At 33.9% G+C, this 17009-nt stretch carries 11 protein-coding genes; 7 read left to right on the forward strand and 4 right to left on the reverse strand.

The features are described from left to right. Window positions 1-47 precede the first annotated feature (47 nt). The 3 genes from H4V97_RS03460 (at window position 48) to H4V97_RS03470 (ending at window position 4634) form a co-directional block, all read left to right on the forward strand. Complete coding sequence (locus H4V97_RS03460) at window positions 48-2594, forward strand: ATP-dependent Clp protease ATP-binding subunit (protein ID WP_196851271.1); 2547 nt, start codon at window positions 48-50, stop codon at window positions 2592-2594. A gap of 138 nt (window positions 2595-2732) precedes the next feature. Beyond that, window positions 2733-4103, forward strand: a complete 1371-nt coding sequence (gene rimK, locus H4V97_RS03465) for a 30S ribosomal protein S6--L-glutamate ligase (RefSeq protein ID WP_196851272.1) — start codon at window positions 2733-2735, stop codon at window positions 4101-4103. A 21-nt stretch (window positions 4104-4124) separates the two neighbouring features. Then, window positions 4125-4634 (forward strand): DUF421 domain-containing protein, encoded by a 510-nt coding sequence (locus H4V97_RS03470; RefSeq protein WP_196851273.1) that lies wholly within the window; start codon window positions 4125-4127, stop codon window positions 4632-4634. Window positions 4635-4734: 100 nt separating this feature from the next. Here H4V97_RS03470 and H4V97_RS03475 read toward each other — a convergent pair whose 3' ends face one another. From H4V97_RS03475 to hutH, 3 genes are read right to left on the reverse strand one after another with little or no spacing between them, the layout of a single operon-like run. Further along, window positions 4735-6057: an inorganic phosphate transporter gene (locus tag H4V97_RS03475; RefSeq protein WP_196851274.1), complete on the reverse strand. Its 1323-nt coding sequence runs from the start codon at window positions 6055-6057 to the stop codon at window positions 4735-4737. 17 nt (window positions 6058-6074) lie between these two features. Next, complete coding sequence (locus H4V97_RS03480) at window positions 6075-6719, reverse strand: DUF47 domain-containing protein (RefSeq protein ID WP_196851275.1); 645 nt, start codon at window positions 6717-6719, stop codon at window positions 6075-6077. Between the two features lie 47 nt (window positions 6720-6766). Next, window positions 6767-8281: a histidine ammonia-lyase gene (hutH, locus tag H4V97_RS03485; protein WP_196851276.1), complete on the reverse strand. Its 1515-nt coding sequence runs from the start codon at window positions 8279-8281 to the stop codon at window positions 6767-6769. Window positions 8282-8947: 666 nt separating this feature from the next. Between hutH and thrA the strand changes: the two genes are divergently transcribed. The 4 genes from thrA (at window position 8948) to H4V97_RS03505 (ending at window position 15934) form a co-directional block, all read left to right on the forward strand. Beyond that, entirely contained in the window at window positions 8948-11395 is a 2448-nt protein-coding gene (thrA, locus tag H4V97_RS03490; protein WP_196851277.1) for a bifunctional aspartate kinase/homoserine dehydrogenase I, read from the forward strand. 107 nt (window positions 11396-11502) lie between these two features. Next, on the forward strand, window positions 11503-12426 hold the full coding sequence (locus tag H4V97_RS03495) for a homoserine kinase (protein WP_196851278.1): 924 nt from the start codon (window positions 11503-11505) through the stop codon (window positions 12424-12426). A 39-nt stretch (window positions 12427-12465) separates the two neighbouring features. Beyond that, complete coding sequence (gene thrC / locus H4V97_RS03500; protein WP_196851279.1) at window positions 12466-13755, forward strand: threonine synthase; 1290 nt, start codon at window positions 12466-12468, stop codon at window positions 13753-13755. Window positions 13756-14509: 754 nt separating this feature from the next. Next, window positions 14510-15934 (forward strand): hypothetical protein, encoded by a 1425-nt coding sequence (locus H4V97_RS03505; protein WP_209548922.1) that lies wholly within the window; start codon window positions 14510-14512, stop codon window positions 15932-15934. 86 nt (window positions 15935-16020) lie between these two features. Here H4V97_RS03505 and H4V97_RS03510 read toward each other — a convergent pair whose 3' ends face one another. Next, on the reverse strand, window positions 16021-16929 hold the full coding sequence (locus H4V97_RS03510) for an SH3 domain-containing protein (protein ID WP_209548923.1): 909 nt from the start codon (window positions 16927-16929) through the stop codon (window positions 16021-16023). Window positions 16930-17009 lie beyond the last annotated feature (80 nt).

The raw sequence follows: 17009 nt of genomic DNA on the forward strand, positions 1-17009 counted from the left end.
GTTTTTCAATCACTAATTCACTAAATTTACAGTATCAAATATATATTATGGATGATAATTTTTCACCAAGAGTAAAAGATGTTATTACTTATAGCAAGGAAGAAGCTTTGCGATTGGGTCATGACTTTATAGGAACTGAACACCTGATGCTGGGTATCTTAAGAGATGGTAATGGGAAGGCAATTCAAATTTTGAATAACTTATCTATTGATCTGGATTATTTACGCAGAAAGGTTGAGATTCTAAGTCCAGCAAGTCCTAGTCTTGAAGTCAATGTAGAAAAGAAAAATTTGCATTTAACCAGACAGGCAGAGCGAGCGTTGAAAACTACTTTTCTTGAAGCAAAAGTATTTCAGAGTTCGTCTATTAGTACAGCACACTTGTTGCTATGTATTTTAAGAAATGAAAACGATCCAACAACCAAGCTATTGAATAAACTTAAAATTGATTATGACATAGCTAAAGAACAATATATAAATATGACTCCAAACGATGAAGAATTTTTAGAAAACTTGCCAAAAAACGAATCTTATAATGATGATTCAGGACAAGATGACAGTCTTAAGGAAGGAACTTTTAACAACCCCGCCAATAAATCAAACAAAAAATCCAAAACACCAGTTTTAGATAATTTTGGGAGAGATTTAACAGAAATGGCTGAGGAAGGTAAACTTGACCCTGTTGTGGGTAGAGAAAAAGAAATTGAGCGTGTTTCCCAAATTTTGAGCCGTCGCAAAAAAAATAATCCACTACTTATAGGGGAACCGGGAGTAGGAAAGTCAGCTATTGCAGAAGGATTAGCTTTGCGAATTATTCAAAAGAAAGTGTCTCGAATACTCTTTAACAAACGCGTAGTAACATTAGATTTAGCCAGCCTTGTAGCCGGAACTAAATACCGTGGACAGTTTGAAGAGCGCATGAAAGCGGTAATGAACGAATTAGAAAAAAATGATGATATCATTCTTTTTATTGATGAAATTCACACTATTGTAGGCGCCGGTGGAGCTACAGGTTCTTTGGATGCTTCCAATATGTTTAAACCAGCTTTAGCTAGGGGTGAAATCCAATGTATTGGTGCGACAACCTTAGATGAATACAGACAATACATAGAAAAAGATGGTGCTTTAGAAAGACGTTTTCAAAAAATAATTGTTGAACCAACATCGGTTCCTGAAACAATTACTATTTTGAATAATATCAAAAATAAATACGAGGACCATCACAATGTAACGTATACCCAAGAAGCAATTGAAGCGTGTGTAAAATTAACAGACAGATACATGTCGGAACGTTTCTTACCGGATAAAGCCATTGATGCTTTAGACGAAGCTGGTTCTCGAGTTCATATTACCAATATTGAAGTGCCTAAAGCAATTTTAGATTTAGAACGACAGTTAGATGATGTTCGAGAATTAAAAAATGTGGTAGTCAAAAAACAGAAATATGAGGAGGCTGCTAAACTTCGTGATGACGAAAAACGCATTGAGAAAGATTTAGCAATTGCTCAGGAACAATGGGAAGAAGATGCTAAAAATAACCGAATAGAAGTTACCGAAGACAATGTTGCCGATGTAGTTTCGATGATGACAGGAATTCCTGTAAATCGTATTGCGCAAACGGAAAGTAATAAATTAGCAAAATTACCAGAACTTATTGAAGGTAAGGTTATTGGGCAAAAAGAAGCCGTAATGAAAATTGCGCGTTCTATCCAAAGAAATCGTGCGGGATTGAAAGATCCTAACAGACCAATTGGTTCGTTTATCTTCTTAGGACAAACTGGGGTTGGAAAAACACAATTAGCAAAAGTACTTGCCAAAGAATTATTCGATTCGGAAGATGCATTGATACGTATCGACATGAGTGAATACATGGAGAAATTTTCAATCTCTCGACTAGTTGGTGCGCCTCCGGGATATGTAGGTTATGAAGAAGGTGGGCAATTAACGGAGAAAGTTCGCAGAAAACCATATTGTGTGGTACTATTGGACGAAATCGAGAAAGCACATCCTGATGTTTTTAATATGTTATTACAGGTTCTTGATGACGGTTATTTAACGGACAGTTTAGGTAGAAAAATTGATTTCAAAAACACTATAATCATAATGACTTCCAATGTTGGAGCCAGACAATTAAAAGATTTTGGTCAAGGAGTTGGTTTTGGTACAGCTGCCAAAGTAGCGCAAGCCGATGATAATTCGAAAAGTATTATCGAAAATGCATTGAAAAAAACTTTTGCTCCTGAATTTCTTAACAGGATAGATGACGTAATTGTATTCAACGCATTGGAAAAACATGATATCGATTTAATTATCGAAATTGAATTAAAAAAATTATTTGCTCGTGTTGCAGAATTGGGTTATCAATTAAATTTATCTGACAAAGCCAAAGCTTTTATTGCAGAAAAAGGTTTTGATAGACAATTTGGTGCCAGACCATTAAAAAGAGCGATTCAGAAATATGTTGAAGATGCACTTGCGGAAGAAATTATCACTTCAAAAATTACTTCTGGAGACGAAATTTTTATGGATATCGAAGAGGGAGCGCAAGAATTAACAGTGCAAGTTCACAAAGCCGGAGAGGCAACTAACCTATAATTATCTCATTCGAAATACTAAACAAACCCGTTACGTTTTTATAACATAGCGGGTTTATTCTTTATATAAATTTTCCATTTTTTTAAAAACAAATATTTACATTTGATTCTTAAAAAATAGATTAAATAAAATCAATTTATGTCTCAAAATAAAGTCATCCTGGGTAGCGAAGAATGGTGTTCATTTCCTGAATTAGGAATACCAACTATAAAAGCACGTGTCGATTCAGGTGCTAAAACATCTGCTTTACACGCAATAAATATTGCCCCATTTATTAAGAATGAAAATAATTGGGTTAAATTTGATATCAATCCTATTCAGAATAACCTAAAAACCGTTATTCATTGCGAGGCTCCTTTGGTAGATAAACGTATTGTGAAAAGTTCAAGCGGGTTTAGAGAGCAGCGTTACGTTATTCAAACAAATCTACAGATTGGAAATTCAATATGGCCAATCGAAATGACATTGACCAATCGAGATTCCATGGGTTTTCGCATGCTTTTGGGACGAGAAGCAATGAGTGGTAGAGTTCTTGTTGATCCCGAGCAAAAATATCTTTTAGGACAGCCGTCAGCTGAAAACCTGAAAGAACTTTATAAAAATTCTGAAAAAGCAAGCTCTGGTTTGCGAATTGGTCTTTTAGCCAGTAATCCAGAATTATACAGCAATAAGCGTATTATGGAAGCGGGTGAAATGCGTGGTCATGAAATGCATTTTTTAAATATCAAGGAATGTTACATGAAACTTGATGCAAAAACACCAGAAATTCATTACCGCGGTGGGAAAATATTAAATCAATTTGATGCGATTATTCCTAGAATTCGTCCTAGCATTACCTTTTATGGCTGTGCTTTGACCAGACAATTTGAAGCTTTAAATGTATTTTGCTTGAATTCATCTAATGCAATTACACAATCGCGAGATAAATTATATTCTTTACAATTACTGCTTCATAGCGGAATTGACATCCCCACCACAGGATTTGCAAATTCACCTTTAGATACGGATGACTTGATAAAAATGGTTGGAGGTTCCCCTCTAATTGTAAAATTACTGGAAGGCACTCAAGGAAAAGGAGTGGTATTGGCAGAAACAAAAAAGGCTGCAGAAAGCGTTATTAACGCCTTCAAAAGTTTAAACGCAAATATATTAGTTCAAGAATTTATTAAAGAAGCCAACGGGAAAGATATCCGTTGTTTTGTAATTGACGGCAAAGTGGTCGCCGCGATTCAACGTGAAGCTATGCCTGGCGAATTTAGAGCCAACATTCATCTTGGGGGAACTGCGTCTATTATAAAAGTAACAAGCGAAGAAAAACGCATCGCGATAAAAGCGGCTAAAGCAATGGATTTAAAAGTTGCCGGTGTTGATATAATCCGTTCTTCAAAAGGACCTTTATTATTGGAAGTAAACTCCTCTCCTGGATTGGAAGGTATTGAAGGCGCTACCAATAAAGACATTGCAGGTGAAATGATAAGAGCCATTGAAAAGAATTTTAAATTGAAATAATTAAATTTATTCGAATAAAAAATGAGTGCATATATTGACATTATAGTCAGAAGCGTAGCAGTTTATATTTTTATGATTATAGCTTTACGGATTTTTGGAAAGAAAGAATTATCGCAACTCAATACAGCCGATGTAATTCTGATTCTATTAATCAGTAACTCCGTTCAAAACGCGATGGTAGGCAATGACACTACTCTTTGGGGAGGTTTGGCAGCAGCAACCATACTTTTTTTTATAAATTTTACTTTAAAAAAACTGATGTACAAGTTCCCGGCTTTCAGTAAACTATTAGAAGAAAAACCGGTGATTCTAATCCATAATGGAAATTTAGATTTTAAATCATTAAGCAAACTAAACATTACATCTGACGAATTAAGAGAAGCCATGCGAGAACACGGTGTTGAGAATTTTAAAGATGTAAAATTAGCAATTCTTGAAACCGACGGAAATATCAGTATCATTTCTGGCGATAAAAATCTAAGACAAACACATTATAAAAGAAAACTCAGACGAAAAAAAATTTTGATATAAACCTTTCTTTTAAAGCATTTAAGTTCAATTTTATTCATAAAAAAAGATCATCTGTCACAAAGCCAGATGGTCTTTTTTTTATGAATTTTAGCTTCTGAACTTAAAGGAATAAACTAAGCATATAATAAACTAAGGTTGCTAATAGTGCAGTAATTGGAATAGTAAGTACCCAAGCCCACAATAAGCTTACCGTAACACCCCAACGAACTGCAGAAACTCTTTTGGTTACTCCAACCCCAATAATTGACCCAGTGATTGTATGTGTAGTTGAAACTGGTATTTTAAAATGTTCTGTAAAAAACAAAGTTAATGCTCCGGCAGATTCTGCTACAACACCTTCAAAAGCGGTTACTTTTGTAATTTTAGAGCCCATTGTTTTTACAATTTTCCAACCTCCGCTTAAAGTTCCTATTGCTATAGCAGAATAACACGCTAACGGTATCCAATCTGGCATTTCCGCTTTGATTCCTTTATCATCATTTGGAAGTACAACGTTCAACCAGCTTGGCATACTTGAAGCATCAACGTGATTTGTATGTAAATAAACAGCGACTGCTGCTGCAATAATTCCCATAACTTTTTGGGAATCATTACCACCATGTCCTAAACTAAATGCTGCGGAAGATAATAATTGCATTCTTTTTAAAATCCCTTCAGCTCTTGCAGTAGACAAACTGCTGAAAATTAAATTAAAAACAGAGATACTCATTATAATAAATCCAACTAACAACCATTTAATATTTTTAGGATCACATAGTATGCTTAGGAAATTAGAATCAAATCTTGGTTTTTCTAATGGTTTATCAATCCCTTCCATCATCGAATAGATAAAAAAGACCGTCAATATCATTATAAATCCTGTCAATAGTTTTGGATAAATGCTCTTTTTAGAGGAATACATCAGCCATAACGAAATGAAATACGAAATTAACATTCCTAATAAAGGCGCTAAAACAATAAAACAAATTACAACCAAAATACCGCTTGGTAAAAGTTCACCTTCTTTTGTTGCTTTGTACCAGTTTACGATTTTAAAACCATAATGGTCTGGATTAGTAACTGCTCCAGAGAATCCGTGAGCAATTGCAGCACCTGCAAAACCACCTATTAAAGTGTGTGATGATGAAGATGGAATACCTTTCCACCAGGTAATTAAATTCCAAATTATCGCAGCAATAACTCCTGCAAGAATTACGACTAAATTAATCTCTTCTGTTTTGGCTGTTTTTGCAACAGTATCTGCAACTCCAAATCCAAAAACCCAAAAAGCAACAAAATTGAAAAATGCTGCCCAAACTACCGCTTGAAAGGGTGTTAATACTTTGGTCGCTACAACTGTAGCAATGGAGTTTGCTGCATCATGAAAACCGTTAATGTAATCAAACATTAAGGCTAGTGCTATAATAACTAAAAGTAAAGTCATATTTTATTTATCAGTTCTTAAGAATGTTTTACAGAAATAGATTCTAAAACGCTGGCTACACTTTTACATTTGTCCGTAGCAGATTCTAAAACTGATAATACTTCCTTGTACTTGATTATATTTTTTGCATCTGTTTCATTTTCGAATATTTCAAATACTGCTTTATTATAAACCGTATCTGACTTATTCTCAAGTTTACTTATTCGAGCACAAGCATCGGTGATGTTTTTTATTTTTTTTAAATTTCTCAATTCTTTAACCGCAACATCAATGTTTTGACAAGCTTCAAGATTAATTTCCGTCAGTTTTCTAATTGATTTAGTGATTTTATCCACTTGATATAATCTCATTCTACTAGCCGCTCCATGTAGATTATCAGCCACATTGTCTATTGAAGTTATCAGGGAATGAATATCTTCTCGGTCAAATGGAGTAATGAAATTTCTGCTAAGCTCAAGATTCGTTTGGCGGGTAATATCTTCTCCTTTTTGCTCTAATGCATCAATTTTTTGAAAAAGAACCTCACGTTCCTTCAAAGGAAGATTTACTGCTTCATGCAAATTGGAAGCCAATTCAATTAAATTACTAGATGCTTGTTCAAAAAGAGGAAAGAATTTTTTGTCTTTTGGAACTAAAAACTGGAAAATACTATTTATTGACATTTTATTAATTTTAGGCGACAAAATTACTTCTTTATTTTATGCTAATGTTATGCTAATGTTAACAAATCATCTTCTATCTCAAAGCTATTTAAAAAAGACACTGATTTCTCTATATCATAATGCAAAATTCGGTCTTCTTTTACCAATGGAACTTCTTTGCGATACGATTTTAAAAACATTTCTATAAAATCACTAGATTGTAACGGACGTCTATATTCTATGGCTTGCGATGCATTCATTAATTCAATAGCCAAAATTCGCTCTAAATTATCCATGACTCTCAAAGCTTTTGTCGCGGCGTTTGCACCCATACTCACATGATCTTCTTGTCCATTACTGGACACAATACTGTCGACACTTGCAGGTGTTGCTAACTGTTTATTTTGACTCGCGATGCTTGCAGCAGTATATTGTGGAATCATTAAACCCGAATTCAGTCCTGGATTATCTACTAAAAATGCGGGAAGTTTACGCAATCCCGAAATCAATTGATAGGTTCTTCTTTCGGAAATACTTCCCAATTCAGCCAATGCAATTGCCATGAAATCTAACGCCAATGCTAACGGTTGTCCGTGAAAATTTCCGCCGGAAATAATTTGATCACTTTCAGCGAATATATTCGGGTTATCGGTAACCGAATTAACTTCAGTTTTAAAAACTTTTTTCACATAATCCATAGCATCTTTTGAGGCACCATGAACTTGAGGCATACATCTAAAAGAATACGGATCCTGAACATGAGTTTTTTCTTGTTCGATAATCTCGCTCCCTTCAAGAAGTCCTTTTATACGATTGGCAGTTACAATCTGACCTTTATGAGGTCGTATATAATGTATTAATTCATTAAAAGGTTCAATTCTCCCATCAAATCCCTCCAGAGAAATCGCTCCAATTAAATCCGCTAAATAGGAGAATTTATTAGCTTTCATCAATATATGCGCACCATAAGCACTCATAAATTGAGTCCCGTTCAATAAAGCCAAACCTTCTTTAGATTGCAAAACAATTGGTTCCCAATTGAAATGTTTTAATACCACACTAGAATGCACTTTTTTGCCTTCAAAAAACACTTCGCCTTCACCCAATAAAGGCAATGACAAATGCGCTAGCGGCGCTAAATCACCTGAAGCACCAAGGGAACCTTGCGTATATATTATAGGTAAAATATCATTATTATAAAATGCAATTAATCGTTCAACCGTTTGCAGTTGTATTCCTGAATGACCATAACTCAATGATTGAATTTTGAGCAACAACATCAATTTTACGATTTCATTTGGCACTTCCTCCCCTGTCCCACAAGAGTGCGATTTTACCAAATTTTCCTGAAGTTTTGATAAATTTTCGTTTGATATTTTCACATTACAAAGCGACCCGAAACCAGTATTTATTCCATAAATGGGCGCTGAGTGCGTTGCCATCTTTTTATCTAAATAATCTCTGCATTTTTGAATATTAATTTTTGCTTCATCAGAGAGTTCCAAAGATTTATGGTGAGCTATAATTTCGTTTAAATCTTCTAGTGAAAGAACGGCTGTACTTATATAATGTATGTTATCCATTTCAGGTTTTGTTTTATTGTCCAAAATTGAATAAATCAATATTAAAAAGCAACATATTTTGTTGATAATTTAAAATTCAAGTCTAAAAAAACCTAAATAATAAATTTCATCTAATTAATCTTATATTTTATTATTACTTAAAAATCTCTTTCTATTTTGTTATCAAATGATTGCAAATTCAATTGAAAAAATATCCAATTTCTTTTATTTAAAATTAAAATAATTAAGTATAAAAACCTGAAAAGGATAAATTTAGAATTTAAACATAAAAAAAACCAGCTTAAATAATTCAACAATTATTTAAACATTTAGATTTTTATAGGAATAGATCGAAGAAATACGAAGTAAATTAAATAATCTATAATTTTGACCAATTAATAGTTGGATTATTAAAATATTCGCAAAAAAGGAATTGGCTGTTTAGCTTTTTATAAAAAACTGTACTTTTGATATACAATAATGGCAAACAACAGAACAACATATCACTCTTCGATAACAACTCAATTTTGGGTTGATGCTTCTTTGACATTTACTGCTGCAACAACTACAACTACCCCTTAGGGGTATACATTTCACATATAATCCTATTTTTTATACTTTTTTTCTAAAGAAAGACGGTTGATGGATATATATAAGAATTCGCATTTTTAAATTAAAACAGACAAAATGAAAATATTAAAATTTGGTGGAACTTCGGTAGCCAATGCACAAAATATAAAACTAGTTCTAGATATAATAATTAATAAAGCTAACGAAGAAAAACTAGTCGTAGTGGTTTCTGCTTTTAGCAAAGTAACTGACTTGCTTCAGCTAGCCTCCATCAATGCGGCTTCAAATGATGAAAGTTATAAAGAAATTGTTGCCGAAATTGAAAAGAAACATCTTGACGCGCTAAAAGAATTAATTCCGGTCAGCGAGCAAAGTGGTTTATTAAGCCATATAAAACGAATCATCAATCATCTTGAAACTTTGTTAGACGGCTGTTTTCTTTTGGGCGAACTATCCCCTCGAACTTCGGATACAATTTTAAGTTTTGGTGAATTATTGTCTTCTTATATCATTGCAGAAGCATTAAAACAAAACCTAAAAAATAGCAGCTATAAGGACAGTCGCGAATTGATAAAAACAAATAATCATTTTGGAAAAGCAGCAGTAAATTTTGAAATTTCAAATCAATTGATTGCTGATTTTTTTGCCTCGAATGAGAATCAAGTGGTAATCATGCCTGGTTTTATCGCTACTACATTAGACGGAATAAACACTACACTTGGTCGCGGCGGTTCCGATTATACTGCAGCAATTTTAGCGGGAGCTTTAAACGCAACTAATTTAGAAATATGGACTGATGTAAACGGTATGTTTACCGCTAATCCAAAAATAGTAAAACAAGCCGTTCCAATCGCCAGCATTTCTTATCAAGAAGCGATGGAGCTATCGCATTTTGGTGCCAAAGTTCTCTATCCACCTACTATTCAACCCGTTTTGAGAAAGAATATTCCAATTCTTATCAAAAATACATTCGAACCAGAAGCAGAAGGAACTTATATTTCGAATAATGTTACGCCAAACTCTTATCCTGTAAAAGGAATTAGCCATATTGACAACATTACTTTAATTACGCTTGAAGGTCCTGGAATGATTGGTGTTTCCGGTTCTTCCAAAAGACTTTTTGAGGTATTATCACATGAAAATATCAATGTGATTTTTATTACTCAAGCTTCATCTGAGCATTCTATTTGTATCGGAATTTTAGATACTGATGCCGAGGTTGCTGAAGATGCCATCAATAAAGCTTTTGAAATTGAAATTTTACAAAACAAAATTGACCGTTGTATTGTTGAAAAAAACCTTTGCATCATTGCTTTGGTAGGTGAAAACATGAAGAACCATCAAGGTTTAAGCGGCCGAATGTTTAGTACTTTAGGGAAAAATAATGTTAACATCCGAGCGATTGCGCAAGGTGCTTCAGAAAGGAACATCTCAGCAGTGATTAATGAAAGAGATGTTAAGAAAGCATTGAATACTTTACACGAAAACTTTTTTGAAGAAAACACAAAACAGTTGAATTTATTTGTGATGGGTGTTGGAAATGTAGGGGAAAAATTCATTGAACAAATTAACCAACAAAAGAAATTCCTGAAAGACAACTTAAAAATAAACTTGAGAGTTATTGCGGTGTCCAATTCTAGAAAAATGCATTTTGATGAAGAAGGAATTTCTTTGAAAGAATGGCAATCACTTTTAGAGAATGGAGAAACTGCAGATGCAGCAACTTTTATTTCTAATGTAAAAGCATTGAATTTGCGCAACAGTATTTTTGTTGACATTACTGCTAATGAAAGTGTTTCTAAAACCTACGAACACTATTTAAAACAAAATGTTGCCGTGGTAACTTGCAATAAAATTGCCTGTTCATCGGCTTATGATAATTACAAGAATCTAAAAAAACTATCGAGACAATATAACGCTCCATTCTTATTCGAAACTAATGTTGGAGCAAGTTTGCCAATTATCGACACCGTAAAAAATTTAATTGCATCAGGTGATAAAGTGAATAAAATTCAAGCTGTTTTATCCGGAAGTTTAAATTTTATCTTCAACAATTTTGATGAAAACAACACTTTTCATGATGTTGTAAAAGAAGCTGGTGTACAAGGATTTACAGAACCAGACCCTAAAATAGATTTGAGCGGAATTGACGTAGCACGTAAAATATTAATTCTGATACGAGAAAGCGGTTACAAAATGGAAATTGACGAAATTGCCAATGAATCTTTCGTGCCTGCTGAATGTTTGGAAACAACATCGAATGAGGATTTTTTCGCCTCTTTAAATAGAAATGCTGCTCATTTTGAAGCTATTTACAAAGAAGCACTAAGCAAAGATTCAAGACTAAAATATGTTGCTCAATTCGAAAATGGAAAAGCTAATGTTGGCTTACGATTTATTCCTAAAGACCATCCTTTTTACAATCTGGAAGGAAAAGATAATATTGTATTATTTTTTACAGACCGTTATGTAGACCAGCCGTTATTGATAAAAGGTGCAGGTGCTGGAGCAGCAGTTACGGCTTCAGGAATTTTTGCTGATGTAATTAGAATTGGAAACGTGTAAATAAGTCGTAAAGTCGAATGTCGTAATGTCTGAAAGTTATCAACTTGATTTTATATTCAATACTAAGACTTTACCACTTTAAGACTTTAGACTTTAAGACTAAAATTATGAATGAAATAAAAATATTTTGCCCCGCCACTATCGCCAATCTTTCCTGCGGATTTGATGTTCTTGGACTTTGCTTGGACAATGTGGGTGACGAAATGATTATTAAAAAATCAGACGTTAAAGGGATTCGTATTACTAAAATTGTTGGTGCCGATTTGCCTTTAGAAACCGAAAAAAATGTGGCTGGTGTTGCCGGATTAGCGTTATTGAATGCGGTAGAAACCAACTTTGGATTTGATATAGAAATTTATAAACACATCAAAGCCGGAAGCGGAATTGGGAGTAGCGCTGCAAGTGCCGCAGGAGCAGTTTTTGGAATCAATGCCTTATTAGGGAATCCATTCGAAATAAAAGATTTGGTGCAATTTGCGATGCAAGGTGAAAAATTGGCTTGTGGAAACGCCCATGCTGATAATGTTGCTCCAGCATTATTGGGCGGATTTACATTGGTTAGAAGTTACAGTCCATTAGATATTATAAAAATTAAAAGCCCATCAGAATTGTATGCAACTGTTGTTCATCCACAAATTGAGTTGAAAACATCAGACGCACGTTCCGTATTGAAACAAACCGTTTCTCTTAAAAGTGCTATTATGCAATGGGGAAATGTGGGCGGCTTAGTTGCCGGTTTATATACCAAAGATTACGATTTAATAGGTCGTTCCCTTCATGATGAAATTGTGGAACCACTTCGAAGTGTGTTAATACCAGGCTTCGATTTAATCAAGAAAACTGCACTTGAAAACGGGGCTTTAGGTTCTGGAATATCAGGTTCTGGTCCTTCCATTTTTGCTTTAAGCAAAGGAAAGGAAACCGCAGACAAAATCGCCAAAGCCATGAGCGCTGTTTATGATGAAATGAATTTGCCTTATGAAATTCACGTCTCAAAGGTTAATCCGGATGGAATGAGAATAATTAGTTAACAATAACGAGATTGCTTCGTGCCTCGCAATGACAACAAAATGAAATATTACAGTTTAAACCATAACGCGCCAAACGTTTCTTTTAAAGAAGCCGTAATACAAGGATTAGCAACTGATAAAGGATTGTATTTTCCTGAAACAATTACCCCTTTACCACAAGATTTTTTTGACAGCATCCAGAATTTAAGCAACGAAGAGATTGCTTATCAAGCTATACAACAATTTGTGGGCGATGAAATTCCTGCAGCAGTACTCAAAGAAATTATTGACGAAACTTTATGTTTTGATTTCCCTCTTGTAGAAGTCGAAAAAGGAATCTATTCTCTTGAATTATTCCACGGTCCGACTATGGCTTTCAAAGATGTAGGTGCGAGATTCATGTCTCGTTGTTTGGCGTACTTTAACAAAGATAAAAAAGACAGTAAAAATACCGTTCTCGTGGCGACTTCTGGAGATACGGGAGGTGCTGTTGCCAGTGGCTTTTTGGGTGTTAAAGGTGTCGAAGTAATTATTCTTTATCCATCGGGAAAAGTGAGCGACATTCAGGAAAAACAATTAACGACTTTAGGACAAAATATAAAAGCGTTAGAAGTCGACGGCGTTTTTGATGATTGCCAGGATATGGTAAAAAAAGCGTTCTTGGACGAAAGTTTGAAACATAAAAATCTGACATCGGCAAATTCAATCAATATTGCGCGTTGGTTGCCACAAATGTTTTATTTTTTCTTTGCTTACAAAGCCTTGAAAAAACAGAATGCAGCACTGGTTTTTTCTTGTCCGAGTGGAAATTTCGGAAATATTTGCGCTGGTATCATTGCCAAAAAAATGGGTTTGCCAATCGAACATTTTATAGCTTCTACCAATGTAAATGATACCGTACCAAGATTTTTAGAAAACGGAATTTACGATCCAAAACCTTCCATCGCCACGATTTCTAATGCGATGGACGTAGGGAATCCGAGTAACTTTATTCGTATTCAGGAAATGTATCAAAATGATTTGGAGCAATTCAAAAAAGATTTTTCTTCTTATACTTTTACCGATGAAGAAACCAAAATAGCAATGAAAACCATTTTCAATGCCAACGGTTATATTGCTGAACCGCACGGAGCCGTGGGTTATTTGGGATTGAAAAAAGAGTTGAAAAACTACCCAAATGCGATTGGGATTTTCTTAGAAACTGCTCATCCGATCAAATTTTTGGATGTTGTCGAACCTGTTTTAAACGTAAAATTGCCTATTCCTGCTCAAATAGAAAGCGTGATGAATAAGGAAAAAGTAAGTGTAAAAATCAAGAATTTTGAGGAATTGAAAGCGTTTTTAGGATAGGACAATGTTCCTGTTTTTATGGAGGGAAACTACTCAATTGGTTTCTGGGTAATGAATGAACCTAAGAATTGAGTGTATTGCTTGTAACCAAATAGCAAATTTCTGTTTTCGTTTTTGTAAATCTAGAATTCGTTTTGAGATTATAATTTGTTTCATCCCCTTTTTTGGCTAAAAGTATTACTATTTAAAAAAAGTGTCGTGTAGCCCCGATAGTAGCGGCATCCTTTTGTCCCGGCTTTTCGGGACAAAAGATAAAGCGAATAGCGGGACGACTGGTCTTGAAAAACCGCAAAATTTGTGCTCCTAATGCAACTGCTGAAAGGTTGCGTTTAATCTACTTGTTTTCACTTAAAAAAAAGTCAATATAGCATTGGGAAATTAAATTGAACGATACTATTTCGCTTAATTATTTCCATTCCTGTTTTGTCCCAAAACATTATAGCTAAACCTTTAAAAATTAAAAATTTACATAGAAGTAAAATTGAGCAATCAGCAAAAAAAATAATTTAAAAACACCTCTTGATTTAGCCATAAATTTTATCTACTTTTGCATTGAAATTGAGCGTCCAAATTCAGGTTTAAAACTCGTAACAAAAAGCTCGGTTTTCATAATGCAAAATTGGCAGGTATCCAATACTGATTTACTCTTGTTAGAAACAAAAAATCTTCGGATTTATGCACTCCCTCAAGCATCACTACCTGACACAGTAGTTACCCTATATTAACAAATTTTTAGAAAAAGAGAAAGAAGTTTATGACAGATCAAAACATGAATGAAGTTAGTTTTGAAATTGAGGTATTAGATAAGCATAAAGAATATATGAGCCAATATCAATCAAATGATTTTTATTGGGGAGTAGGTATCGAAAATGAATGTTATTTAGAGTTTGACAATCAGCGTACGGTAGACAAGAATTTCTTTTTAACAAATGGGATACGTGAAAAGTATAGTGTAAACCATTTTAATAATTACAAAGAAAACGTATTCGAAAATTCGTTGCAAAAAATATTAACTGATAAGGATTACAGTATTCCTGTTTTAATGAATTCCCATTCTTTTACAAAAACAGATGTAAACAATCAGCATAAAACTCTAGATGTAATTGACAATGAACCAAACCCGGAGTACATTGGCGAAAGCATTTTTGAAAAATTACAAAAACACAATAGCTATTTTATTGACGAACATCAAAAAAAATTCATTTTTGATGGCGATACAATTGAATTTGTTACGCAAGATTTTTATAAAAAAGATGTAGATACCGTTATTTCGGAGCTGTCAAACATTAAACGAGAATTCACACTAAATTTGCAACAGCTATTGCAGAAAGAAAATATATTCTCACAATTTGGCAATATAAAGATCTGTTCGGAAAATCATCCTTTTGCCATATTTGTTTCCAACAATGAGAACTATTCTGTTTTCAACAACATGACCTATCATTTTAATTTAACCATTCCAACGGAGTTGAACAAGGAAGGTGAAATTAAAGACAAAGTAGATTTTATAAAAAAACATCAGCGCACGATTCGGTTATTTCAATGGTTGAGTCCGTTGTTTATGATCAAGTTTGGATCTTCTGACTATTTATCCCATAATGACAGCAGTGTCAATTTAACCAAGGCATCACAACGATGTGCGATGTCAAGATACATCGGGGTTGGAACGTACGATACCAATGTGATGAAAACTGGAAAAATAGTGCAAATGGATTTCAATGCGCATCCCATGCATGATAATCCGTTATGGTGGGTGAATCGGTATTCAGAAATATCAGATTATGAGAAAATTGATAAAATTGGACTTGACGTAAATTTTCACAAGCACAAAAATCACGGTATTGAGTTTAGAATATTTGATTATTTTAACGAAAAACACCTAAAGGAAGTTTTAAATTTTCTGATTTTCATTATGGATCATGCCATATTAAACGAAATTGAAAATCCAATTTGCGATTTAGAATGGAATAACTTTGTCTATGAATCTATTGTACACGGAAAAGAAACTGCAGTCCCGGCAAACCTTATTGCTCTTTTAGAAAATATATTGGCTATTAAAATAGAATCGAATGATCCTATAGAAATCTACAATCAAATTTATTCAAGTTTACACAATAGGTATTATGAAAATGGTTTTTGTAGTTCGTTACTAATTACAAAAAATGCTATAGCAGTATAATTCTAGATACGACTTAAATCCTATAAAAAAAGACTTCTTGAGCATCGAGCTTCAAGAAGTCTTTTTTATTTAGAGTACATTTATATTTAATCATGATAGTAAAAGATAGCAGAAGAATATCCCTTCTCAGGATCTTTACTATCCCACCATTCCTCTCTTATCTCTGAAAAATAATTATAATTATTCATTCCGGCTTGAGATTGCAACGGATAAATGACTTTGCCGTCTAATCGATATGCTTTCTCGGTTTCGGTTTCAGGAACGACCACGACAACGTGCCCTGATTTATTCAATATAAACCTTTTGGCACAGATGATTCCCACCCCACCGTTTTCATTTACCTTATTTTGAAGTCCATGAATATCTAAGATTCTTTCCCATCCAAAGGCATTAGACGATTGCAAAAACCAGTCATAGATATAGTTCGAATAAAAAGGCCTCACCGTATCTTCAAAAATTAATGGTACTTCGTTCCCCTTTTTGAGTTCTGCTATTGCTTTATCCGTCCATCTTAATCTGGGAATATACACTTTGGCAAAAAAACAATAATCAAAAGTGTAAATATTACAATACGTGTCGGATTCGTCTTTTTGATACCTGAAACTTTTTTCAACATCCAGTGCATCAATTATCTTTCTAATTGACGATAGCTTTGACTCAACACTAGTTAAATCTCTAAACGGAATGGAAGAATTGCCAAGCGGCTTGTACGTCTCCTCTTTGTTATCCAGGCTTCCTTTCGAACCTGGTTCAAAATTAGGCACTTCAATGTCAGAAATATTTACAGTTGTTTCGTCAACATGTTCAATGTCTTTAGAAAAGACAAAACCTTCTGTTTCCGTGTTTAAAAGCCTCACTTTCCACCAGTCTGCTGTTGTTTTCTCAATTAATTTGACGGTATGTCTAAAAGGGATTTGTGTTAAAATTTTAGAATTATCATTCGCCGACGGAAAATCTCTCAGATTTAGTGACGAAGTTGCTACTCTATATTTCATATTAATCTAGTTTAATCTATAAAAATGATTCGATGGCAAAATACTAAAAACAACCAACAAAGCATCACAGGAAACCATTA

It is taken from the genome of Flavobacterium sp. CG_23.5 (assembly GCF_017875765.1).
Classification (GTDB): domain Bacteria; phylum Bacteroidota; class Bacteroidia; order Flavobacteriales; family Flavobacteriaceae; genus Flavobacterium.